General features: G+C 41.8%; 20 protein-coding genes, 4 tRNA genes and 3 rRNA genes. 8 read left to right on the forward strand and 19 right to left on the reverse strand.

Annotated features, from left to right (window positions below; all coding sequences use genetic code 11):
* Positions 1-53: 53 nt before the first annotated feature.
* Together NYR63_RS07220 and NYR63_RS07225 are read right to left on the reverse strand one after the other, a co-directional pair.
* Positions 54-347, reverse strand: coding sequence for a helix-turn-helix domain-containing protein (locus NYR63_RS07220; protein ID WP_279456934.1), 294 nt, complete (start codon positions 345-347; stop codon positions 54-56).
* Positions 328-699, reverse strand: coding sequence for a type II toxin-antitoxin system RelE/ParE family toxin (locus NYR63_RS07225; RefSeq protein WP_279456935.1), 372 nt, complete (start codon positions 697-699; stop codon positions 328-330). Before NYR63_RS07225 ends, NYR63_RS07220 begins: the two co-directional genes overlap by 20 nt.
* Positions 700-900: 201 nt before the next feature.
* On the opposite strand from NYR63_RS07225, the gene NYR63_RS07230 reads away from it, so the two are divergent.
* A complete protein-coding gene (locus tag NYR63_RS07230; protein WP_279456936.1) occupies positions 901-2649 on the forward strand; it encodes a protein-disulfide reductase DsbD in 1749 nt (582 codons plus the stop codon).
* 59 nt (positions 2650-2708) lie between these two features.
* Positions 2709-3278 (forward strand): elongation factor P hydroxylase, encoded by a 570-nt coding sequence (locus tag NYR63_RS07235; protein WP_279456937.1) that lies wholly within the window; start codon positions 2709-2711, stop codon positions 3276-3278.
* 43 nt (positions 3279-3321) lie between these two features.
* On the opposite strand, the gene rsmI is transcribed toward NYR63_RS07235, so the two are convergent.
* Positions 3322-4176, reverse strand: a complete 855-nt coding sequence (gene rsmI / locus NYR63_RS07240; RefSeq protein WP_279456938.1) for a 16S rRNA (cytidine(1402)-2'-O)-methyltransferase — start codon at positions 4174-4176, stop codon at positions 3322-3324.
* A 72-nt stretch (positions 4177-4248) separates the two neighbouring features.
* Between rsmI and NYR63_RS07245 the strand changes: the two genes are divergently transcribed.
* From NYR63_RS07245 to dolP, 4 genes are read left to right on the forward strand one after another with little or no spacing between them, the layout of a single operon-like run.
* A complete protein-coding gene (locus NYR63_RS07245; RefSeq protein ID WP_279456939.1) occupies positions 4249-5997 on the forward strand; it encodes a penicillin-binding protein activator in 1749 nt (582 codons plus the stop codon).
* Positions 5972-6343 (forward strand): YraN family protein, encoded by a 372-nt coding sequence (locus NYR63_RS07250; protein ID WP_279456940.1) that lies wholly within the window; start codon positions 5972-5974, stop codon positions 6341-6343. The genes NYR63_RS07245 and NYR63_RS07250 overlap by 26 nt, the downstream gene beginning before the upstream one ends.
* 10 nt (positions 6344-6353) lie before the next feature.
* The gene (locus NYR63_RS07255; RefSeq protein WP_279456941.1) at positions 6354-6932 is read left to right on the forward strand and encodes a D-sedoheptulose-7-phosphate isomerase; all 579 of its coding nucleotides are present in this window, start codon (positions 6354-6356) and stop codon (positions 6930-6932) included.
* Between the two features lie 21 nt (positions 6933-6953).
* Positions 6954-7541, forward strand: a complete 588-nt coding sequence (dolP, locus tag NYR63_RS07260; protein WP_279456942.1) for a division/outer membrane stress-associated lipid-binding lipoprotein — start codon at positions 6954-6956, stop codon at positions 7539-7541.
* A gap of 65 nt (positions 7542-7606) precedes the next feature.
* Here dolP and NYR63_RS07265 read toward each other — a convergent pair whose 3' ends face one another.
* The 16 genes from NYR63_RS07265 to NYR63_RS07340 form a co-directional block, all read right to left on the reverse strand.
* Positions 7607-7747 carry a hypothetical protein gene (locus tag NYR63_RS07265; protein ID WP_279456943.1) on the reverse strand — a complete coding sequence of 47 codons (141 nt, stop codon included), beginning with the start codon at positions 7745-7747 and terminating at the stop codon, positions 7607-7609.
* Between the two features lie 4 nt (positions 7748-7751).
* The gene (gene mltF, locus NYR63_RS07270) at positions 7752-9203 is read right to left on the reverse strand and encodes a membrane-bound lytic murein transglycosylase MltF (RefSeq protein ID WP_279456944.1); all 1452 of its coding nucleotides are present in this window, start codon (positions 9201-9203) and stop codon (positions 7752-7754) included.
* Between the two features lie 159 nt (positions 9204-9362).
* A tRNA-Arg gene (locus NYR63_RS07275) sits at positions 9363-9439 on the reverse strand.
* Positions 9440-9510: 71 nt separating this feature from the next.
* Positions 9511-9587 (reverse strand) — tRNA-Arg (locus tag NYR63_RS07280).
* Between the two features lie 13 nt (positions 9588-9600).
* A tRNA-Ser gene (locus tag NYR63_RS07285) sits at positions 9601-9695 on the reverse strand.
* 292 nt (positions 9696-9987) lie between these two features.
* A complete protein-coding gene (locus NYR63_RS07290; protein ID WP_279456945.1) occupies positions 9988-11937 on the reverse strand; it encodes a heme lyase CcmF/NrfE family subunit in 1950 nt (649 codons plus the stop codon).
* A gap of 3 nt (positions 11938-11940) precedes the next feature.
* Positions 11941-12480, reverse strand: a complete 540-nt coding sequence (gene ccmE, locus NYR63_RS07295; RefSeq protein ID WP_279456946.1) for a cytochrome c maturation protein CcmE — start codon at positions 12478-12480, stop codon at positions 11941-11943.
* A 179-nt stretch (positions 12481-12659) separates the two neighbouring features.
* Complete coding sequence (gene ccmD / locus NYR63_RS07300; RefSeq protein WP_279456947.1) at positions 12660-12851, reverse strand: heme exporter protein CcmD; 192 nt, start codon at positions 12849-12851, stop codon at positions 12660-12662.
* 11 nt (positions 12852-12862) lie between these two features.
* Positions 12863-13594 (reverse strand): heme ABC transporter permease, encoded by a 732-nt coding sequence (locus NYR63_RS07305; protein ID WP_279456948.1) that lies wholly within the window; start codon positions 13592-13594, stop codon positions 12863-12865.
* A 48-nt stretch (positions 13595-13642) separates the two neighbouring features.
* On the reverse strand, positions 13643-14305 hold the full coding sequence (gene ccmB / locus NYR63_RS07310) for a heme exporter protein CcmB (RefSeq protein ID WP_005615770.1): 663 nt from the start codon (positions 14303-14305) through the stop codon (positions 13643-13645).
* Positions 14302-14937 (reverse strand): cytochrome c biogenesis heme-transporting ATPase CcmA, encoded by a 636-nt coding sequence (ccmA, locus tag NYR63_RS07315; protein ID WP_279456949.1) that lies wholly within the window; start codon positions 14935-14937, stop codon positions 14302-14304. The genes ccmB and ccmA overlap by 4 nt, the downstream gene beginning before the upstream one ends.
* A 140-nt stretch (positions 14938-15077) precedes the next feature.
* Positions 15078-15788, reverse strand: coding sequence for a DnaA regulatory inactivator Hda (gene hda, locus NYR63_RS07320; RefSeq protein WP_279456950.1), 711 nt, complete (start codon positions 15786-15788; stop codon positions 15078-15080).
* Between the two features lie 228 nt (positions 15789-16016).
* Positions 16017-16132 (reverse strand): 5S ribosomal RNA (rrf, locus tag NYR63_RS07325).
* 179 nt (positions 16133-16311) lie between these two features.
* A 23S ribosomal RNA gene (locus NYR63_RS07330) occupies positions 16312-19210 on the reverse strand.
* Positions 19211-19434: 224 nt separating this feature from the next.
* Positions 19435-19510 (reverse strand) — tRNA-Glu (locus NYR63_RS07335).
* Between the two features lie 152 nt (positions 19511-19662).
* Positions 19663-21202, reverse strand: a 16S ribosomal RNA gene (locus NYR63_RS07340).
* The 16S, 23S and 5S rRNA genes sit together here with 1 tRNA gene alongside, the layout of an rRNA operon.
* A 487-nt stretch (positions 21203-21689) precedes the next feature.
* Here NYR63_RS07340 and NYR63_RS07345 point away from each other — a divergent pair.
* Positions 21690-22523: a DUF5718 family protein gene (locus tag NYR63_RS07345; protein WP_279456951.1), complete on the forward strand. Its 834-nt coding sequence runs from the start codon at positions 21690-21692 to the stop codon at positions 22521-22523.
* A gap of 183 nt (positions 22524-22706) precedes the next feature.
* On the forward strand, positions 22707-22964 hold the full coding sequence (locus NYR63_RS07350) for an oxaloacetate decarboxylase subunit gamma (protein WP_279456952.1): 258 nt from the start codon (positions 22707-22709) through the stop codon (positions 22962-22964).
* The last annotated feature ends 15 nt before the right edge of the window (positions 22965-22979 follow it).

A 22979-nucleotide genomic window follows, 5' to 3' on the forward strand; every position in this document is an offset into this window, starting at 1 on the left:
CGGTCATTTTTCTTGAAGATGTTGCAAAATCCTCGGAAAAATGACTGCTTGTTTTAACGTGGTACTTTAGGCTTATCCAGCGGTACGATTTGTAAAGTCTTACCTAACGGAACGAGTAATTTCAATACAGTCGCCAAAGACGGATTAACCGAACCTTTTTCTACTCGCGCAATCATGGATTGTTTCACACCGCTTAATTTTTCCAGCTTTCTTTGTGAGATCCCCAGTTGCTGACGGGTTTCAATAATCTCTAAAATAAGCCGTATGCGAAATTGTGTTTCGGCTATTTCCAACTCGTCAAAAATTTCTTGTTCAAACGATGTCCAACTAGAACCAATAGGGCTCATCTTTTATTCTCTCCTGTAGATCTGCTAAACGAACTTTTGCACGTTCTATCTCCCGTTTCGGAATTCGATAATTATTTTTGGCAAAATAATGCAATAATACGAATTTACCTCGAATGATACTTGCAAATAACAGACAATCACCGACCGGACGTAGCTGCCAAATACGATCTTCCAAATGCTTGATATAATTCTCGCCGGCACGAGTGCCGTGCAAATGTAAAATGCTTAAATGATGGCTAATTTTGTGTAATCGTTCTCGACTGCCTTCCTGCTGTTCTTTTAACAACCTTAACAGAAATTCTTTAACGGGTTCTCTCCCTCGTTTATCTCGATAAAAGACTATTTCATACATCGTTTTTTCTCCTTTTGAATGAAAACGCGTAAATTTATTATGGCTTTATCGAATAACTTTCTCAATATAAAACGTCATTTTTTGTCAATTTTTTAAAATTGACTCACAATAACTCACTATTTTTCCTGTAAGAAGTCACGGTTTTGCCTGACCTTACTTATTTATATTACAATAGACCATCTTTTATTTTCTTATTTCAATATGCTAAAACGTTTTATCTTTCTCTTCGTTAGCCTGACGCTAACATTTTCCGCACATGCCGGTCTATTTGGTAATGATCAGCCCAAATACTTGACCGGATCCGAAGCATTCGCTTTTTCGGCGACACCGAAATCCGATAATCAAATTGAACTGAATTGGCAAATTGCAGACGGCTATTATCTGTATAAAAAGGAAATCCAGGTCACTCCGCAAAATGCCGAAATCCAGCCGTTAGCTTTCCCTATTGCGGAAAATTATCACGATGAATTTTTCGGTAATGTGGAAATTTTCCGTGATCAGCTGACGCTACCGGTAACATTCTCTGCGGCACAAGCAAACAGTAGTCTTTCGGTTCGTTATCAAGGCTGTACCAAAGGTTTTTGCTATCCGCCTGAAACGGTCACCATTGCATTAGACGGACAACCAGCGGTCGATTCCGTACAAAATTTTGCAAAAAATAGTGCAAATTCAACCGCTTCTCAGCTACAGGCTAATGCGCCGAAAGCGGAACAAGATCAGCTTGCCGAGAACTTAGCCAACAATCGCTTATCGATTTTCTGGTTCTTTGTGCTGGGTATCGGTTTAGCCTTTACCCCGTGCGTATTACCAATGCTGCCGTTGTTATCTGCGATTGTAATTGGCAATAAGCAACGCCCTAATACGTTCAAAGCTTTATTACTCAGCTTTGCTTATGTACAAGGTATGGCGCTTACTTATACGCTGTTAGGCTTAGTGGTGGCGGCGATCGGCTTACCGTTCCAAGTAGCGTTACAAAGCCCGCCGGTGCTGATTTCACTTGCGATTTTATTCACCATTTTAGCCGCTTCGATGTTCGGCTTATTTGAAATCCGCTTGCCGAATTCATGGCAGCAAAAACTGAATGCAATGAGCCAAAAACAGCAAGGTGGTGCATTTGGTAGCGTTTTTGTAATGGGGATGATTGCCGGCTTAGTGGCTTCGCCCTGTACTTCCGCGCCGTTATCCGGCGCATTACTGTATGTTGCCCAAAGTGGGGACTTGCTCACCGGCGGATTAGCACTCTATTTATTAGCATTAGGAATGGGGATTCCGTTAATTCTGATTACCTTATTCGGCAACCGTATTTTACCGAAATCGGGCGATTGGTTATTAAAAGTAAAAACCGCATTCGGTTTTGTGATGTTAGCATTACCGGTCTTTTTACTTAGCCGTATTTTACCGAGCCATTACGAGTCGTTTATGTGGTCGGCACTGGCGATGGTATTTGTCGGTTGGTTGATTAGCGTGATTCCTACACAAGGCTTAATCAAACAAGCGGTCAGAATTGCATTGTTTTTTACATTTGCGCTTGCTTCTTACCCTTGGGCGAACTTAGTCTGGAATCAAGGTAACGCTCATTCGGCGCAAGTAAGCAATCACTTAGCGTTTGAACGCGTGCAATCACTTGCAGAATTACAAGCAAAATTGACCGCTTCACAAGGCAAAAAAGTGATGTTGGATCTATATGCCGATTGGTGTGTGGCGTGTAAGGAGTTTGAGAAATACACCTTTACTGATCAAGCCGTACAGCAAAAATTGGCGGAAATGGTGGTGCTGCAGGTGGATATGACCAATAACTCGGCACAAAACGATGAGTTAATGAAACACTTTAATGTATTAGGTTTACCAACCATTTTATTCTTTGATGAGAACGGTAATGAGCTGACGCAATCAAGAGTTACCGGCTTCTTAGAAGCAAATCAATTTTTAAGTTGGCTAAATCAGTTATAATCTTATGGCACAAGTTGATCGCTTGTGCCATTTTTTTCTTAATCACAGATAAGTTTGCTATGAACCAAGACAATCATAAAATTGAAGACATTATTCGTATTTTCGATGAATGTTTCGCCGAAGAATACAATACCCGCTTAGAAAAGGGCGAAGACTATCCGATTTACTTACCCGCATTTTTAGATGAAGACGGCGTGAAATCCGATCGTCCATATAACGTGATTTTATTTGCGCACGGCTATTACAGCAGTGCATTACATGAGATTGCCCATTGGCTTGTGGCAGGAACCGAACGCCGTAGATTAGAAGATTTCGGTTATTGGTACGAACCGGACGGACGCTCGGCGGAACGTCAGCGTGAATTTGAATCGGTGGAAGTTAAACCGCAAGCGATTGAATGGGTATTGGCAAACGCCGCCGGATTCCGCTATTTTGCCAGTGCGGATAATCTTTCCGGTAATCCGGGGGATAATTCCGCGTTTAAACAAGCGGTTTTCGAGCAAGTCAAAATTTATGCGGAACGAGGTTATTTACCGAAACGTGCCGAAGCGTTACGTAAAGCGTTAGCCAAATTCTACGGCACGGAAGATAAAATTGATTTAGCGAATTTTGATTTGGCGAGAATCTAACAAACAAGCGGTTAAATTTTTAGGAAATTTAACCGCTTGTATTTTAGTTATCGGAAAGATGTTCTAAACCGTATTGGTAAAGTGCGTTTTTCTTATAGCCGAACGTTTCCGCCACGATTGCCGCCGCTTTTTTCAGCGGTAATTCTTGGCACAGTAAACCGAGTAATTTAACCGCTTGAGCGGAAAATGCTTCATCTGCCTGTTCCGGTTTTCCTTCCACCACTAACACAATCTCACCTTTAATGCGATTACTCTCTTCATTTAACCATGCAATTAAATTTTCCAATGTATCGCCGTAAATGGTTTCCCATGTTTTGGTCATTTCACGAGCCATTACTACATAGCGATCAGCGCCTAACATTTTTTGCATATCTTCAAGCGTATCTAAAATGCGGTGTGTTGATTCGTAAAAAATCAGTGTACGAGGTTCATCAGCCACTTCAGCTAATTTATCACAACGTGATTTGGTTTTAGCCGGTAAGAACCCTTCAAAACAAAAACGGTCTGAGGCAATACCGGACGCACAAAGTGCGGTAATCGCCGCACAAGCACCGGGTAACGGCACGACTTTAATGCCGGCTTGGCGGCAATGGCGCACCAAGTGGAAACCCGGATCGCTAATTAACGGTGTACCGGCATCGGAAATCAAAGCGATATTCAATCCTTGTTGCAACTTTTCGACTAATACGGCAGCTTTTTGCTGTTCATTATGATCATGTAAAGCAAAAAACGGTTTTTTGATGCCGTAATGGCTAAGTAATAAACCGCTATGGCGGGTATCTTCCGCCGCAATTAAATCGACTTGGGCAAAAGTATCTAATGCTCGTTGTGTAATATCTCCAAGGTTACCGATTGGTGTTGCGACAATATACAAAGTACCGTTTTGTTCGTTTTTCATTTGCTTTTCACTCGTTTGATAAGTAAGATTTCAATATTATTCCGCCCATTATAGTCTATTAGGAGCAATACAATGGCGACTATTTTAAAACAGAAACTAAAAACTGTCTTTGTCCCAACTGCAATGGCACTTTTTCTTTCTGCTTGTACCGGTACAAGTTTCTTTGAAAATCCATTAACTAAAACAGTAAAAGACGAAGCCTATGCGACTTCAGAGTTTTATATCAATAAAGCGGATCAAGCGACGGATAAAGAAGATAAAATTACTTATCGCTTATTAGCTATTCGCAAATTAATTGATGAAAACAAAGCGGCCGAAGCACAAAATACCTTCGATGATCTCACTCTATCACTTGCAGAGATTCAGAAAAACGAAATTCAAAAAGTAGAATATAATTTGGTGGCGACGCAACTTGCCGCCTTACAAGGTAATGAAGCGCAAGCCGTTTCACTGTTAAGATTGATTCCTACCGCACAATTAAGCCGTACGCAAAGTTTACGTTATTATCAAACGCAGGCACGTATCGCGGAAAATCGTAAGGATATTATTGAAGCGGTTAAAGCCCGTTCTTTAATGACATCTCAATTGATTGATAACAAGTTACGTCAAGAAAATAACAACCAAATTTGGTCATTATTACGTAATGCCAATAAAGGTGCGCTTTCTGTAGCTAATCCGGGGCCGGGTGAAACCGAGTTTGCCGGTTGGTTAGCTTTAATTGCGGTTTATAACCAGAATGTTTCAACACCGGCGCAAATGCCTCAAGGTATTAATAACTGGAAACAACTCTATCCGAACCATAGTGCGGTAACCGTGATGCCGGCCGAGCTACAAAACGTATCGAATTTCCAACAAACGCAATTAAACGGCGTGGCTCTATTACTGCCGCTAAGCGGTGAAGCAAAAATCCTCGGTGATATTATTCAAAAAGGGTTTAATGATGCCAAAGGTGCGGATTCCATTCCGGTACAAACTTACGACACGGATGCAAATTCTGTCGAAAGTATCGTCGTACAAGCAAAACAGCAAGGAGCGCAAACCATTATCGGTCCATTATTAAAATCTCGCGTCGATGAATTGTTATTAAGCCCAGAAATTAAAAATGTGAACGTATTGGCATTAAATTCAACTCCGAACGTTAAAGCGATTCCGGGTGTATGTTATTACGGATTATCGCCTGAAGCGGAAGCGAGAGCCGGGGCGGATCGCTTATATCGTGACGGTTATTCGCGTGCCATCGTTGCTGCATCACAGGATGATTTCGGTCAGCGTTCTGCGGACGCATTCTCACAGCGTTGGAGACAATTGACCAATAGCGATGCGGATGTACGCTATTATAACTTGCCGCAAGATGCGGTTGCTGCAATTCAAAATTCAGGCGGCGTACAAGGTGCGGCATTATATGCGTTAGGTACGGCGGAACAATTACTTGAATTAAAACAAGGGATTGACGGTTCTCCGCTTGCCGGACAATTAAATATTTATACATCTTCACGTAGTAATTCACCGAATAACGGCATTGAGTTCCGTACGGCAATGGAAGGGGTTAAATTTAGTGAAATCCCTCTGCTTGCCGATCCAAATTCGGACGAATATAAAAAAGCGGAAACTTTAGCGGAAAGCGATTTTTCAATGATGCGTTTATATGCAATGGGTTCCGATGCTTGGGCGCTTGCCAATAAATTTAATGAATTCCGCCAAATTCCGGGCTATAGCGTTTCAGGTTTAACCGGAAATTTAACCGCTAGCCCGAATTGTAATATTGAACGTGGTATGTCTTGGTTGCAATATCGCAATGGCGCAGTGGAAAACGCTAACTAAACGCTTACAAGGCGCAAATTTTGAGCAAAAAGCCCGTGAATTTTTAGAACGAAACGGGCTTAAGTTTGTTGCGGCAAATCAGCAGTTCAAATGCGGTGAATTAGACTTGATTATGCGACAAGGCGATACTTTTGTTTTTGTCGAAGTTCGCCAACGTAAAAGTAATCGTTTTGGTTCTGCGGTTGAAAGCATTGACTATCGAAAACAGCAAAAATGGTTGGATGCCGCCAATATGTGGCTATTTACCAAACATAAACAAAGTTTGGATACCGCTAATTGCCGTTTTGATGTCGTTGCTTTTGAAGGGAATAATCCTCCGCTTTGGATTCCAAATTTTTTAGGATAAATACTGTTTCATGCTTGAAAAAATCCAAGATCGCTTTACCGAAAGTATTCAAATTCAAATTGCCGCCGCAGAATTATTACCTCAATCATTAAGTGATGCCGCTCATCGGATTGTGGCTTGCTTATTAAGAGGTAATAAAGTTATTGTTTGCGGACACGGACGTTCTTACGCCAATGCACAGTTACTGGTTAGCCATTTATTACATAAATACGACTTAGATCGCCCAAGCTTCTCGGCATTGTTATTACAATTTGACGGTGTACTTGCCGGTGTTCTCGTACAAGATAATGAATTGGTCAATATCTATCGTAAACAATTACAAGCGGTAGCAAAAGACGGCGATATATTTATTACTTTTTCGCCTACCGGTAATGAAGAAGCGGTTTTAAATGCAATTCATTCGGCAAAAAATGAAGGGCTGGAAATTATTACTTTTACCAGTAGTCGTAATGATCATACGCAAGGCTTATTAGATGACCACGATCTTGAAATCTCTATGCCGTCCAGTAGTGAACTCAGGGTTATTGAAGGTCATCAGTTTTGTGTAAACGTGCTATGCGAATTAGTGGATCATTTACTTTTTTCTTAACTTTATAAAAAGGATATTGTTATGCTTACTTTAAAACGAATTGGTTTAACAAGTTTATTTGCCGTAAGTCTTTTATCTCTGCAAGGTTGTATCGCTACGGCGGTCGTTACTTCGGCTGCGGTTGCCAGTAAAGTAGCAACGGATCCTCGTAGTGCAGGTACTCAGGTTGATGATGAAGTGCTTGAGGAACGTGTGGCATATAATTTAAGTAAAGATGCGCAACTTAAGGAAGAAACCCGTATCAACGTTGTCGCTTATAACGGTAAAGTGCTATTAATCGGTCAAGCACCTAATATGTCCGCAGCGGAAACCGCGAAAAATCTCGCAGCCGGAGCGGAAGGTGTTTCAGAGATTTACAATGAAATACGTACAGGTGAAAAAATCGGCGTAGGACAAATATCGATTGACAGTTGGATTACAACCGCAATTAAGTCAAAATTGTTAGCTAATTCGGAAGTAAAATCTACCGAGGTTAAGGTGATTACTGAAAACGGAGAAGTATTTTTAATCGGCAAACTCTCTCCAACGCAAGCGGATGCGGCAGCCGAAGTCGCTCGTAACGTAAGCGGTGTGAATAAAGTAATTAAAGTGATTAACTACGCACAATAGTAATATATAAAAACCGTCTTTATTCAAGACGGTTTTTTTACAAAAAACAGATAAAATCCGACCGCTTACCATTCCTCATTTTGCATCGCAATAAACGCTAATCTCCGTCGTTCTGCAATACGATGTTTTATTTTCCAAATATGAAAAATTCGACGAGCTTTATTATTACTCACAAGCTTTCTCTTAGTTTTCAGTTTACGTTTCATTTCACTATTCCTTCAAAGTTGAGTCTGATTGTTTAGTCATATCTTGTGTAGTATTTTGCGGCTCATCATTATTTTGGATTTTTTGTTCCTCTACTCTTTGATGATTAATGATACTACTATAATATCGACGAATGTTTTCTACATATTGAAAAGCTTCAAAGCCTCTGGCATAGCCGTATTTTAAGCCGCTATAGTGACGTTTTTCCGCTAAAAGCGGTAAATTTTTCTTCACATCCAACCAATTATCCGGATTTCCGCCCAATTGCTTAGTTAAACGTCGTACATCCAACAAATGCCCTAGTCCCATATTATAGGCCGCCAATCCATACCAAATACGATCTTCCTTAGGCACCGTTTCGGGAACTTGGCTCATCAGCATATGCAGATATTCGGAACCGGCTCGAATACTTTGCTCCGCATTCGTTCGATCAGTAATCTTCATACGATCCGCCGTATCTCTAGTCAGCATCATCATACCGCGAACACCTGTCGGAGAAGTTGCGTTCGGATCCCAATGAGACTCTTGATAAGCGATTGCCGCCAACATCTGCCATTCTAAATCGCCACGATATTTTTCAAAAAAAGATTGATATCTAGGCAATACTGATTTAATTGCCGTTAAATAACTTTGAATATCAACATAATCAAAATGCGCTAAATGATTAAAATACTTTTCCTCAATGCGTGAAATTAATCCGGTTTCATTGGCATGATTCATAAAGTCTAATACTGCCGCTTGTAATTCACTATAAGAACTGTTCGGTAAATACCACAATACCGGTGCCTCGTCCGTTAAGTCAAAACCAACCGCAATATTCGGACGAATATGTTGAGCGGCGGAAATATCAACGGAAACACCGACCGTATAAGGAATTTTCCCTTCTGCGACTTGGAGTAATAATTCTTCTTGAGTAAATTGATTAGTCGTCTGCCAACGTAGCGTCGGATTATCTTCTTTGAGGCGTTGTAAAATCGGGAGTACCGCTGAACCGGAAGGTACGATCAGTTCGCCATCTAATTCAGACAGTTTATAAGGGCGACTACTCCCTTTCTTATACACTACTTGCCAAGATGCGGAATAGTAAGCGGAACCGATTTGAAATTGTTTGCTCAATTCAGGTTGATATAACAAGCCTGCCGCCGCAATATCCACTTTATTATCCTTTAATGCGTTAAAGAGCCTTTCACTATTATCAAAAGTTTTAATCTCTAAATTTACATCAAGATAATTAGCAAAAGATTTGGCTAATTCGTACTCTATCCCAGCAGCACCCTCCGCACCGATAAAATAGGAAATAGGGTGATTGACCATGCCGACTCTTAATATTTTACGTTGTTGAATTTGGTTATAGCGATTTTCTTCCGCTTGCATTAGCTGCTGCCACGGAAATACCATATCCCAAGCCCAAAGCAAAAGCGCAAAGCCTGCAATGAATCTGGCGATTAATCCTTTCAATATAAAATCCTCTATATTTCAGTTACGAATATAAGTCTAACGGAATTTACCCTATTACGGAATAACCCTATATGATTTAATAACTAGAATAATGAATAAATTAAATAATAAAAGTTTATATAAATTAGTGGAAAATATAAAAAGAAATGATTTATGAAATGGCGCACCCGAGAGGATTCGAACCTCTGACCGCTCGGTTCGTAGCCGAGTACTCTATCCAGCTGAGCTACGGGTGCGTTGTATTTTGAAGGTGAGTTATTTAGTTTTATCAGCGACTATTTTAATTCGAATAGAGTAAGAATTAAAATGGCGCACCCGAGAGGATTCGAACCTCTGACCGCTCGGTTCGTAGCCGAGTACTCTATCCAGCTGAGCTACGGGTGCGTGATAAAGTAAATGGCGGTGAGAGAGGGATTCGAACCCTCGATAGAGCTTTTGAACCCTATACTCCCTTAGCAGGGGAGCGCCTTCAGCCTGCTCGGCCATCTCACCACTCACTGTGTCTGTGGCGCACATATTACTAGAATAAAAAAATATGTCAAACTCTTTTTCTTAAAAATTCTAAAAAATTGGACGTTTGTCTATGTAATAAGCAAAAAGAATGATTTTTACAACTATTATGAATAAATCTCAAACATATCATAGAGTTAGCGAACAACAACGGACATTATTTCAAGTGTTTTTCCGTATTCCAACAGTGCTTATAAAAGTAAAAAGCGGTCATTTCCAGATAGCTATATTTTGCAATAGTTTCTCTAAAAATGACCGCTTATGTACTAAAGTATTATGCGTTTTTTCTAACTACGTTTAGTCTGTAACGTTTATCGAACATACAGAGTAAACCGCCGAACACCATAAATAAACCGCCAATCCAAATCCAACGAACAAACGGTTTATAATATAAACGTACGCCCCACGAGCCGTCTTCTAACTTTTCACCCAACGCTGCATATAGATCTCGTCTAAAGCCCCAATCAATGGCGGCTTCCGTCATTCCCATCTTACTCACGTTATAGAATCGCTTCTCTGCATTCAAGGTCGATTCGTATTGTCCTTGGCGCGAAATCTCAATCTCGGCCGTACCGCCTTGATAGTTTGCACCGTCAGTAATTTTAATGCCTTTGAAGGTAAAATCATAACCTTGAAGCTGTACGCTATCGCCGACATTCATACGTACATTTTTCTCTACACTATAGTTTTGGCTGAATGCAATTCCAAATACCGTCATCGCAACACCCAAATGAGCCAATACCATACCCCAATGGGAGCGCGATAATTTAAATACGCCGGCTAAAAAGGAATGTCTATGCGTTGCGCGTTGGTGTAATTCATACAGACTCAAAATAACAATGATGGACGCCATCATAACGCCTAATACCGAAGTGGCGGTAATACGATCATGCAACAAATACGGTAAGCCGAAACCAAGCACGACCATCATAATTAATGCAATAATTATCGGAGTACGAATTGCCGACACTTGATCTCTACGCCATTTTACTAATGGACCGATACCTAAAATAAATGAGAAAGGTACCATTAAAATTAAGAACATTTGATCAAAGAACGGCGCACCGATAGAAATCGTACCTAAACCGATCTGTTTATGTACCAACGGTAACAAGGTTCCTAACAACACTACAGATAAGAATGCCATTAACATCACATTATTAATGAGCAACATAGACTCTCTCGAATAGCGTTCATAGTTATCGAAACTTTTAATTTTAGAGCCTTGGAAAGCATAAAGTAATAATGAACCGCCAATCACCAAGACTAAATAAGCGAGAATATATAAACCGCGAGTCGGATCAGAGGCAAACGCATGTACTGAAACCAAAATACCGGAACGTACTAAAAACGTACCTAACAAGCAAAGCGAGAATGCCAAGATTGCTAATAAAACCGTCCAAGCCTTAAAAGTCCCGCGTTTTTCAGTCACCGCTAACGAGTGAATAAGAGCCGTACCGGCAAGCCATGGCATTAATGAAGCATTTTCAACCGGATCCCAGAACCACCAACCGCCCCAGCCTAATTCATAATAAGCCCACCAAGAACCCAATACGATACCGAGTGTTAAAAATACCCAAGCCGCCATTGTCCAAGGCCGAGACCAACGAGCCCAAGCGGTATCCAATCTGCCGGTCATCAAAGAAGCAATCGCAAACGCAAATGCGACGGAGAAACCGACATATCCCATATATAATAATGGCGGATGGAAAATTAACCCAACGTCTTGCAACATTGGATTTAATTCACGTCCGTCCGCAGGGAAATCAGGGAAAGTACGTTTAAACGGATTTGAACTGAAGATTAAGAAGACTAAAAAGCCAATGCTGATTAATCCCATCACGCTTAATACGCGAGAAACCGCTTCTTCCGGCATCTGACGGGAAAATGCCGCTACGGCGATAGACCAAAGCGAGAGTAACCATACCCACAATAACATTGACCCTTCATGTGATCCCCAAACCGCAGATAAACGATATTGAATAGGTAATGTCGAGTTAGAGTTATTTACAACGTATTGCACGCTAAAATCATTCACTGCAAACAGATAAAACAGCGAACCGAATGAAATCGTCAATGCTAAAAACATTGCCCACGTCATCGGACGGGCTAATGCCATTAATGTACTATTCTGTTTTTGCGCACCGATAAGCGGTAAAATTGCCAAAAAAATCGACAATCCGAGTGCAAGTGCTAAGGCATAATTGCCTAATTCCGCAATCATTAATTATTCCCCTTGTAAGGTCTTCAATGTTCTTTCAATTTCAGCTTTATCGCGTGCTGACGCACCTTTCAAATCCGCTTCGGAAATACCTGCAGCACTATGTTGTTGCTTCAATTTATCACCTAACTCAGGAGGCATATAATTTTCATCGTGTTTCGCTAATACCTCGGTTGCTTTTAAACGAGTCGGTTCAACCAGTACTCCCTGTGCGACAATCCCCTGCCCCTCACGGAATAAGTCCGGTAAAATTCCTTCATATTCGATAACGATTGACGGACCGACATCATTCGCCTCAAATTCTACTTTTAGCGTTTTATCATCACGCTTTACCGTGCCTTCGACAACCATACCGCCTACACGAATACGTTGCCCCACCTCAGGCTTTTGTTCAGGATCATCATTTTTACCATTTACAATCTCTGACGGAGTATAAAAGAGGTCGATATTTTGGCTTAGCGCGTAAAGCGTTAATCCGGCTGCTACCGCAACACCAAAAATGATTGAAACTACCACTTTCAATCGAGATTTACGTCTTGGATTCATAGTAATCACCTTTTAAAAGTATGCCCACAGCACACAATATTTAAAAATAATAAAACAATAGTAACATAACAAAAATTTGCTAAATATGCCGCTATTAGCTTTCCACTTCATAAAGAGATATCAACCTATGTAAGCGGTCATATTCTTACAAAATATAACGAAAATCTTACCGCTTGCGACTATCTCTTATTCAACTGAATTTCTCGGGCCTGTTCTTTCTGAATATTTTGTAAAATTTGCTTATGTTCACGACGAGTTTGCCAAATAAGAATACCCATTGAGAGCAACGATACGGCATACGAAAGCCAAACATAAAATCCGTAATTACCCATTGAGAAAAACTCACTGATAGATTCAAATTGAAATTGCATAAGTTTTCTCCTTATTTGCTTAATGTTTTCGTCCAAGGGCGTTTACGTTCATCGTTTAATAAAGCGATACGATAACGCCAAATACTAAACCAAGCAGTAAAAATCAAACTGCCGAAAATAGCTAACAATAACGGAATTAACATTTCTACCGCCATTGACGGCTTATCTAATTTGGTAATAGTTGCGCCTTGATGTAACGTATTCCACCATTCTACCGAGAAATGGATAATCGGCAGATTAATGACCCCGACTACGGCTAATACGCCAGCCGCCTTCGCACCGGTTTGTTTATCTTGGAAAGCGGAATAAAGTGCCATTACACCGATATAAAGGAAAAATAGCACTAAAGCCGAAGTTAAACGAGCATCCCATACCCACCAAGTTCCCCACATAGGCTTACCCCAAATCGCACCGGTCGCAAGTGAAATAAATGCGAAAACCAAACCGATTGGAGCCATTGAAATCATCGCAAGGTTTGCTTGGCGAATTTGCCATACTAATGCTACTAATGCGGCAACCGCCATTGAACCATATACGCCCATCGACCAAATTGCCGCAGGTACGTGAATAAAGATAATACGATAACTATCGCCTTGTTGGTAATCTTTAGGCGCAAACCCAAGTCCCCAGACAAATGCGACCGCTAACATCATAAAACTTAACCAACCTAATGCCGGCTGGATTTTCCCTAACAATCGATATTGTGTTTCCGATTTAGCATAGGGGTGAAGCCATTTCCACATAACATCTCCGAATTACAAAAAATACTAAAAATCTGACCGCTTATTTAATTATTGAAGGCTTATTCTCAATGCGCCTGCTATCGCAAAAGGTGAGAATGTAAGCGTTAAAGCTAAAATCGCACCGATAATGGCAAGCTGCCCGCTATATCCCATATTCAATGTTGCCGCTTCCAATACTGCCGCAGCAAAAATCAATACCGGTAAAAACAAGGGTAAAATCAATAAACTTAATAAGGTTCCGCCCTTACGCAAACCGACTGTTAAAGCGACACCTATCGCACCTAAACAGCTAAGAATCGGTGTACCGAGTAATAAGGTTAGTACCAATGCCCACCACACATTCGTTTCTAACGAAAGTAAAATCGCTGCGACCGGCGAAAGTAAAATTAACGGTAACCCCGTTAGTAGCCAATGCGCAATCACTTTAGCTAATGCAACTTGCGGTAAACCGATAGGCAATAACATAAGTTGCTCGAGAGAACCGTCCAGATAGTCATCACGGAATAATCTTTCAAACGATAATAAAGCAGAAAGCAATGCCGCAACCCATGCCACCCCCGGAGCAATTTTTCCTAATAATTCAGGGTTTGGTCCCATCAATAACGGGAACAAGGTAATCACAATCAAAAAAAACCAAAGAGGATTCAGAATCTCCGCCGGTTTACGCAAAGCGATTGTTAATTCTCGTTGAATAATAGTAAATAGAATCATAGTTTAAACTGATCCAAAGATAAGGTTTTAACTTTATTACTTTCCGCCGCTTGATGACTGGTAAAAATGACTATACCGCCATTCTCACAATGTTGTTCAATGTGAGCAATTAAGTCCGTAACACCTTTTTTATCAATCGCAGTAAAAGGTTCATCCAAAATCCACAGTTTTTGCTTTGTCAGCCATAATTTCGCTAATGCAACCCGACGTTGTTGCCCAGCGGAAAGATATGAACAAGCCAGATCTTCTCTTCCAATCAAACCGACTTTATCTAAAGCATTCCATAACGTTTCATCATCTAATGCTAATCCTTGGATCTTCTGATAAAAACGTAAATTTTCCCAAGGAGAAAGCTCCGGTTTTACCCCCGCATGATGCGCTAAATAAAATAATTCCGAATAATATTCATCACGTTGTTTTTGGATAGGAATATCATTCCATAGCACACATCCTTCGGCCGGTATGGCAAGCCCTGCAAGAATACGTAATAAACTAGTTTTCCCTATCCCGTTATGCCCCTCAATTTGAACCCACTCACCTGATGCAACGGAAAAATTACAATTTTCAAATAAACGATTTTCACCTCGTTCACAAGCAAGATTAGTAATAGTTAATTGATTAGCATGTATCATAACAATGAATAATAAGAAAAAGATAGGCAAAGTTTAACATAAGAGGGAGATTTAACGTAGCCATATCATTACCTCTTTAGAGGTAATAAGCGGTTAAATTTAACAAATTTTTTGCAAATTTTGATAGGAATCAAATCGCTTTACAAACCAAGAATTTCTTTCACAAAAGGAACGGTCAATTTGCGTTGAGCCTGCAAAGAAGCGCGATCCAATCGTTCCAATTCGACAGATAATGTATGTAGATCTCGATCTAATCGTTTTAATAAGAAATTGGCAACTTCATCAGAAAGTTCCATTCCCTTTTGATACGCATTTCGTTGCAAAATGATTCGCTTTTGTTCATCACTTAAATCACTTAATTGATAAACCTCTCCCCAAGTAAGGCGGGAACGTAAATCCGGTAAATTAATTCTTAATTGATGCGGCGGGCAATCCGCACTAATTAGTAGCAATGTTTTATGATTGCTACCAAATAACCCTTGTTGTTCGCGAATCTGATTAAAAAGATTAAAAATAGCAAGTTCCCAAGTTTCATCACCGGCAACCACTTGAATATCATCCAAACAAATCACATCTAATTGCTCGGCGTTATCCAAAACCATTGGCGAAAAATATTGTGATTTTTCTAAAGGAATATAGCTGGAAGTTTGCTGATTCAGTAAATAATGATTACTTACCGCTTTTAGGAGATGACTCTTACCACTACTTTTTCCTCCCCAAATATAAAAGAAAGGCTGTTGTACATCGACAAAATTTTGACGTAACGAATCCACCAGTACAAGACTGTTTTCCGCATAGAAATTCTCAAAAGTTTCATCATCAATTTGATGAATCGGTAGTGGTAGTTGCAAAGAGATATTAAAGCCCTATAAAAATGATTAACTTTAAAAGAATAACGGAAAAGAATGGTTTTGAGAAGTAGGCAGATAAAATATATTGTCTTGAGCCACTAATAGCATTCTATTTTGAAAAGAAAAAACAGCGTGCAAAAAGAGAAAAATTTGCAAAAGCAAAAACCCCGTAGTTATCTCTAACCACAGGGTTCCTTTTGCTTCGCTTTCGCTCTCGCGCTAATTTCAATCTGGCGATGCCCTACTCTCACATGGGGAAACCCCACACTACCATCGGCGTTACTGCGTTTTACTTCTGAGTTCGGAATGGAGTCAGGTAGAGCCACAGCACTCTGGTCGCCAGAATATTCTGTCGATGACTTCGGCTATCGCCTTCGTCTTTATCTGTCTTTTTCTTTGTTCTTTATCTGCTTTTTATTCGCACTTTAAATTCGAAACAAGCTGTTCACTGATTTTCTAGTCTTTAGTCTTTCGTTCTTTGTTTAGTTTCTTAACTTCACGCCCAAAAACACTTGAGCGTTGTATAGTTAAGCCTCTCGGGCAATTAGTATGTGTTAGCTCAACGTATCACTACGCTTACACACCACACCTATCTACGTCGTAGTCTCCAACAACCCTTACAGTCTTATAGACTGGGAGAACTCATCTTGAGGCAAGTTTCGTGCTTAGATGCTTTCAGCACTTATCTCTTCCGCATGTAGCTACCCAGCAATGCCTCTGGCGAGACAACTGGAACACCAGTGATGCGTCCACTCCGGTCCTCTCGTACTAGGAGCAGCCCCTCTCAATTCTCCAACGCCCACGGCAGATAGGGACCGAACTGTCTCACGACGTTCTAAACCCAGCTCGCGTACCACTTTAAATGGCGAACAGCCATACCCTTGGGACCTACTTCAGCCCCAGGATGTGATGAGCCGACATCGAGGTGCCAAACACCGCCGTCGATATGAACTCTTGGGCGGTATCAGCCTGTTATCCCCGGAGTACCTTTTATCCGTTGAGCGATGGCCCTTCCATTCAGAACCACCGGATCACTATGACCTGCTTTCGCACCTGCTCGACTTGTCTGTCTCGCAGTTAAGCTTGCTTATACCATTGCACTAACCTCACGATGTCCGACCGTGATTAGCAAACCTTCGTGCTCCTCCGTTACGCTTTGGGAGGAGACCGCCCCAGTCAAACTACCCACCAGACACTGTCCGAGACCGCGTTCCGCAATCTTCGTTAGAACATCAAACGTTAAAGGGTGGTATTTCAAGGACGCCTCCACAATCACTGGCGTGACTGCTTCAAAGGCTCCCACCTATCCTACACATCAAAATTCAATGTTCAGTGTCAAGCTATAGTAAAGGTTCACGGGGTCTTTCCGTCTAGCCGCGGGTACACCGCATCTTCACGGCGATTTCAATTTCACTGAGTCTCGGGTGGAGACAGCCTGGCCATCATTATGCCATTCGTGCAGGTCGGAACTTACCCGACAAGGAATTTCGCTACCTTAGGACCGTTATAGTTACGGCCGCCGTTTACTGGGGCTTCGATCAGGAGCTTCTCTTGCGATAACACCATCAATTAACCTTCCAGCACCGGGCAGGCATCACACCCTATACGTCCACTTTCGTGTTTGCAGAGTGCTGTGTTTTTAATAAACAGTTGCAGCCAGCTGGTATCTTCGACCGGTTCAACCTTCGTGAGTAAATCACTACAATCTACGCCGGCGCACCTTCTCCCGAAGTTACGGTGCTATTTTGCCTAGTTCCTTCACCCGAGTTCTCTCAAGCGCCTGAGTATTCTCTACCTGACCACCTGTGTCGGTTTATAGTACGGTTTAGATAAACCTGAAGCTTAGTGGCTTTTCCTGGAAGCGTGGTATCGGTAACTTCATCTCCGTAGAGACTCGTCATCACTTCTCGGTGTTATGTACATCCGGATTTGCCTAAATGTACCACCTACCGGCTTAAACAGACATCCAACAGTCTGATTACCTAACCTTCTCCGTCCCCACATCGCAGTTTATCCAAGTACGGGAATATTAACCCGTTTCCCATCGACTACGCTTTTCAGCCTCGCCTTAGGGGCCGACTCACCCTGCCCCGATTAACGTTGGACAGGAACCCTTGGTCTTCCGGCGAACGAGTTTTTCACTCGTTTTGTCGTTACTTATGTCAGCATTCGCACTTCTGATACGTCCACCAAACTTCTCAATTCAGCTTCATCCGCTTACAGAACGCTCCCCTACCCAACAATGTTTCCATTGATGCCGCAGCTTCGGTGACTAGTTTTAGCCCCGTTACATCTTCCGCGCAGGCCGACTCGACTAGTGAGCTATTACGCTTTCTTTAAATGGTGGCTGCTTCTAAGCCAACATCCTAGCTGTCTAAGCCTTCCCACTTCGTTTCCCACTTAACTAGTACTTTGGGACCTTAGCTGGCGGTCTGGGTTGTTTCCCTCTCCACGACGGACGTTAGCACCCGCCGTGTGTCTCCTGAGTATCACTCTTCGGTATTCGCAGTTTGCATCGGGTTGGTAATCCGGGATGGACCCCTAGCCGAAACAGTGCTCTACCCCCGAAGGTGTCCGCTCAAGGCTCTACCTAAATAGATTTCGGGGAGAACCAGCTATCTCCCGGTTTGATTGGCCTTTCACCCCCAGCCACAAGTCATCCGCTAATTTTTCAACATTAGTCGGTTCGGTCCTCCAATTAGTGTTACCCAATCTTCAACCTGCCCATGGCTAGATCACCGGGTTTCGGGTCTATACCTTGCAACTCTTCGCCCAGTTAAGACTCGGTTTCCCTTCGGCTCCCTTATTCAGTTAACCTCGCTACAAAATATAAGTCGCTGACCCATTATACAAAAGGTACGCAGTCACAAGATTTCTCTCGCTCCCACTGCTTGTACGTACACGGTTTCAGGTTCTATTTCACTCCCCTCACTGGGGTTCTTTTCGCCTTTCCTTCACAGTACTGGTTCACTATCGGTCAATCAGGAGTATTTAGCCTTGGAGGATGGTCCCCCCTTCTTCAAACAGGATTTCTCGTGTCCCGCCCTACTTATCGTTAGCTTAGTACCATCGTAATGTTTTCGGATACGGGATTATCACCCTCTACGATTGAGCTTCCCAGCTCATTCTCCTAACAAAACGATTATCACTAACAGGCTCTTCCGCTTTCGCTCGCCGCTACTTACAGAATCTCGGTTGATTTCTTTTCCTCGGGGTACTTAGATGTTTCAGTTCTCCCGGTTTGCCTTATTAAGCTATGGATTCACTTAATAATACTAGATTCTTCATCTAGTGGGTTTCCCCATTCGGATATCTTGGATTAAACGCTTCTTATCAACTCATCCAAGCTTTTCGCAGATTAGCACGTCCTTCTTCGCCTCTGATTGCCAAGGCATCCACCGTGTACGCTTAGTCACTTAACTATACAACCTCAAATGTTCTTGTTCTTTCAAACTTTTACATTTAACGTGTTGATTAATTCAACTAAACACTTGACTGCTTTTGTTCAGTCAAGATTTTTTTACTACTCAGACTTTCAATCTATTCGTTAGCACTTTCGCTTTAACGAACTTGAAAAATCTCTCAGTTTTTCAGCTTGTTTCCAATTTTTTAAAGAACAATTCAGACAACAAAAGTCATCTTTAAATGGCGTCCCCACGGGGATTCGAACCCCGGTTACCGCCGTGAAAGGGCGATGTCCTAGGCCTCTAGACGATGGGGACAACATTTAAAGATGCTCTCCACTTTGCCATTTGAGCGCAATATTTTACGTTAAATACCGTTATCTTTCAATAACTTTTCATCTCATCTAACCTAAACGCTCATTCATTCATCAAACAATCTGTGTGAGCACTCGCTGTCGCTTAATTCTTGGTAAGGAGGTGATCCAACCGCAGGTTCCCCTACGGTTACCTTGTTACGACTTCACCCCAGTCATGAATCATACCGTGGTAAACGCCCCCCTTGCGGTTAAGCTATCTACTTCTGGTACAACCCACTCCCATGGTGTGACGGGCGGTGTGTACAAGGCCCGGGAACGTATTCACCGCAACATTCTGATTTGCGATTACTAGCGATTCCGACTTCATGGAGTCGAGTTGCAGACTCCAATCCGGACTTAGACGTACTTTGTGAGATTTGCTCCATGTCGCCATATTGCTTCCCTCTGTATACGCCATTGTAGCACGTGTGTAGCCCTACTCGTAAGGGCCATGATGACTTGACGTCATCCCCACCTTCCTCCAGTTTATCACTGGCAGTCTCCTTTGAGTTCCCGGCCGAACCGCTGGCAACAAAGGATAAGGGTTGCGCTCGTTGCGGGACTTAACCCAACATTTCACAACACGAGCTGACGACAGCCATGCAGCACCTGTCTCAGAGCTCCCGAAGGCACTCCCGTATCTCTACAGGATTCTCTGGATGTCAAGAGTAGGTAAGGTTCTTCGCGTTGCATCGAATTAAACCACATGCTCCACCGCTTGTGCGGGCCCCCGTCAATTCATTTGAGTTTTAACCTTGCGGCCGTACTCCCCAGGCGGTCGATTTATCACGTTAGCTTCGGGCACCAGTCTCAAAGACCAATCCCCAAATCGACAGCGTTTACAGCGTGGACTACCAGGGTATCTAATCCTGTTTGCTCCCCACGCTTTCGCACATGAGCGTCAGTACATTCCCAAGGGGCTGCCTTCGCCTTCGGTATTCCTCCACATCTCTACGCATTTCACCGCTACACGTGGAATTCTACCCCTCCCTAAAGTACTCTAGTTGACCAGTATGAAATGCAATTCCCAGGTTAAGCCCGGGGCTTTCACATCTCACTTAATCAACCGCCTGCGTGCCCTTTACGCCCAGTTATTCCGATTAACGCTCGCACCCTCCGTATTACCGCGGCTGCTGGCACGGAGTTAGCCGGTGCTTCTTCTGTGACTAACGTCAATTGAATGCCCTATTAAAACATCCACCTTCCTCATCACCGAAAGAACTTTACAACCCGAAGGCCTTCTTCATTCACGCGGCATGGCTGCATCAGGGTTCCCCCCATTGTGCAATATTCCCCACTGCTGCCTCCCGTAGGAGTCTGGACCGTGTCTCAGTTCCAGTGTGGCTGGTCATCCTCTCAGACCAGCTAGAGATCGTCGGCTTGGTAGGCCTTTACCCCACCAACTACCTAATCCCACTTGGGCTCATCTCATGGCATGTGGCCCGAAGGTCCCACACTTTAATCCTAAGATATTACGCGGTATTAGCTACAGTTTCCCGTAGTTATCCCCCTCCATAAGCCAGATTCCCAAGCATTACTCACCCGTCCGCCACTCGTCACCCAAGGAGCAAGCTCCTTTGTGCTACCGTTCGACTTGCATGTGTTAAGCCTGCCGCCAGCGTTCAATCTGAGCCATGATCAAACTCTTCAATTCAAAAAGTTTAATCGCTCAATATACTGCTTAGCTAAGTTCACTTCCCTTACCTAACCAAGTTAAGTAAAAAGAAAAATATGAATTTCTAGTTTAAGCACCTATTAAGACTTCAAGTTTTAAATAATTTTTTAAAATCAAGTCAATCAACAAGTGCCCACACAGATTGTCTGATATATTGTTAAAGAGCAAAAAAGAACGACGCACTGCATTTACTTCTCGTTCACAACAGCGCGTCGTTGTGTGAGGTGCATTATAGAGAAATTCACATTCCTTGCAAGTACTTTTTGCAAAAAAATCTTGAAAAAGTTATCAAAAGAACACATTTAACACAATTCGAATATTTTTTATTATTTTTTTGTTAAAAAAGTAACAAATCCAATCTTTAAACAGTAAATTAGTTCATTCTTACTTTTCCTAAAAATTCACTTTCTTTTTCTAAAATTAATCGCTACATTCCGTATAACTTATTTATATAGAGGTAAATATTATGCAAAAAGAACATTTTATTGGTTTAGGCGTAGCCGGAAATTTTGCCGGTCATTTAGAACAAGCGGGTGAAGCGGCTGATTTCTTGCAAGTAAAGACGGAAGAAGCAATTCAACCGAAAGCGATTTTTCCTTTCTATGTACCAAGCCAAACTTTAAACTCAACGGAACAATTCCTCGCAACTTATCCCTTATCTCACGATACGATTACTTTTCCAAATGATGCCGACAATTTGCAAATTGAACCTGAAGTTGCACTGATTTGCAAAATTGAATATCAAAACAATCAAGTCATAGCCCTCAAGCCTACTCATTTTGCCGCTTACAATGACTGCTCTATCCGCCGCCCTAATGCACGTAAAATTTGTGAAAAGAAAAATTGGGGCAACGCGTCAAAAGGGATTTCTGAAACACTTATTCCTTTAGATCATTTTGCACAGGGTTGCGTTTTAGATAATTACCATATCGCTTGTTTCCATAAACGTGACGGTGAACTTAATGTATATGGCGAAGACAGCCCTGCAGTAAGCTATAGTTATTTTCATCAAAAACTGCTGAACTGGATTGTAGACAAGATGAATAACCAACCGGATCAAGGACCGATGAATCATATTGCAGAATTACTTAAACAAGCGAATTACCCGACAAAAGCGGTAATTAGTATTGGTGCTACTCGCTATACTGAATTTGGCGAAAGCAACTTCCTGCAAGTTGGCGATACAAGTATTGTCGTGGTCTATGATGCTAAAAAATATTCGCATGAGCAAATTATAGCAATGGCTGAAACCGAAAAATTTGCCGAAGATATTTCTGCCTTGGTTCAACGTGTCCGTTAATCTTTTGATAAGCGGTCATATTTGGAGTGAAATTTGCAAAAAATTTGTTAAATTTGACTATTTCTTTTTCATTGTGAGATAAAAAATGTGAACCGCTTGGCATTTCTAGGCTAAATTATTTGCAGGAAAATTATAATTTAGCTATCTTGAACAAGTTAATACAATAGACTTAAAGGTATATTTATGACAAATGCAGAACTCTTTGGTGAAGGCATAAACCTAATGATTTCAGGAATGGGCTTCGTGTTACTTTTCCTAATTGTTTTGATTTATGCAATTAGTTTTATTTCTACACTAATCAATAAATACTTCCCAGAACCTATCTCCGCTCCAGTAGCAAAACCTGCGCCAAGCGCAACTCCAGCTAACGATTTAGAACATTTACGCCCCGTGATTGCGGCTGCTATTGCCCATCATCGTCGCCAACAAGGATTAAAATAATAGAGGATTTTTATC

Source organism: Actinobacillus genomosp. 1, assembly GCF_029774175.1.
In the GTDB taxonomy this organism is placed as follows: domain Bacteria; phylum Pseudomonadota; class Gammaproteobacteria; order Enterobacterales; family Pasteurellaceae; genus Actinobacillus.

Coding starts and splice junctions, on each gene's coding strand:
- NYR63_RS07220 (WP_279456934.1), bottom strand. CDS start 347: ATGAGCCCTATTGGTTCTAGTTGGACATCGTTTGAACAAGAAATTTTT.
- NYR63_RS07225 (WP_279456935.1), bottom strand. CDS start 699: ATGTATGAAATAGTCTTTTATCGAGATAAACGAGGGAGAGAACCCGTT.
- NYR63_RS07230 (WP_279456936.1), top strand. CDS start 901: ATGCTAAAACGTTTTATCTTTCTCTTCGTTAGCCTGACGCTAACATTT.
- NYR63_RS07235 (WP_279456937.1), top strand. CDS start 2,709: ATGAACCAAGACAATCATAAAATTGAAGACATTATTCGTATTTTCGAT.
- rsmI (WP_279456938.1), bottom strand. CDS start 4,176: ATGAAAAACGAACAAAACGGTACTTTGTATATTGTCGCAACACCAATC.
- NYR63_RS07245 (WP_279456939.1), top strand. CDS start 4,249: ATGGCGACTATTTTAAAACAGAAACTAAAAACTGTCTTTGTCCCAACT.
- NYR63_RS07250 (WP_279456940.1), top strand. CDS start 5,972: ATGGCGCAGTGGAAAACGCTAACTAAACGCTTACAAGGCGCAAATTTT.
- NYR63_RS07255 (WP_279456941.1), top strand. CDS start 6,354: ATGCTTGAAAAAATCCAAGATCGCTTTACCGAAAGTATTCAAATTCAA.
- dolP (WP_279456942.1), top strand. CDS start 6,954: ATGCTTACTTTAAAACGAATTGGTTTAACAAGTTTATTTGCCGTAAGT.
- NYR63_RS07265 (WP_279456943.1), bottom strand. CDS start 7,747: ATGAAACGTAAACTGAAAACTAAGAGAAAGCTTGTGAGTAATAATAAA.
- NYR63_RS07290 (WP_279456945.1), bottom strand. CDS start 11,937: ATGATTGCGGAATTAGGCAATTATGCCTTAGCACTTGCACTCGGATTG.
- ccmE (WP_279456946.1), bottom strand. CDS start 12,480: ATGAATCCAAGACGTAAATCTCGATTGAAAGTGGTAGTTTCAATCATT.
- ccmD (WP_279456947.1), bottom strand. CDS start 12,851: ATGCAATTTCAATTTGAATCTATCAGTGAGTTTTTCTCAATGGGTAAT.
- NYR63_RS07305 (WP_279456948.1), bottom strand. CDS start 13,594: ATGTGGAAATGGCTTCACCCCTATGCTAAATCGGAAACACAATATCGA.
- ccmB (WP_005615770.1), bottom strand. CDS start 14,305: ATGATTCTATTTACTATTATTCAACGAGAATTAACAATCGCTTTGCGT.
- ccmA (WP_279456949.1), bottom strand. CDS start 14,937: ATGATACATGCTAATCAATTAACTATTACTAATCTTGCTTGTGAACGA.
- NYR63_RS07345 (WP_279456951.1), top strand. CDS start 21,690: ATGCAAAAAGAACATTTTATTGGTTTAGGCGTAGCCGGAAATTTTGCC.
- NYR63_RS07350 (WP_279456952.1), top strand. CDS start 22,707: ATGACAAATGCAGAACTCTTTGGTGAAGGCATAAACCTAATGATTTCA.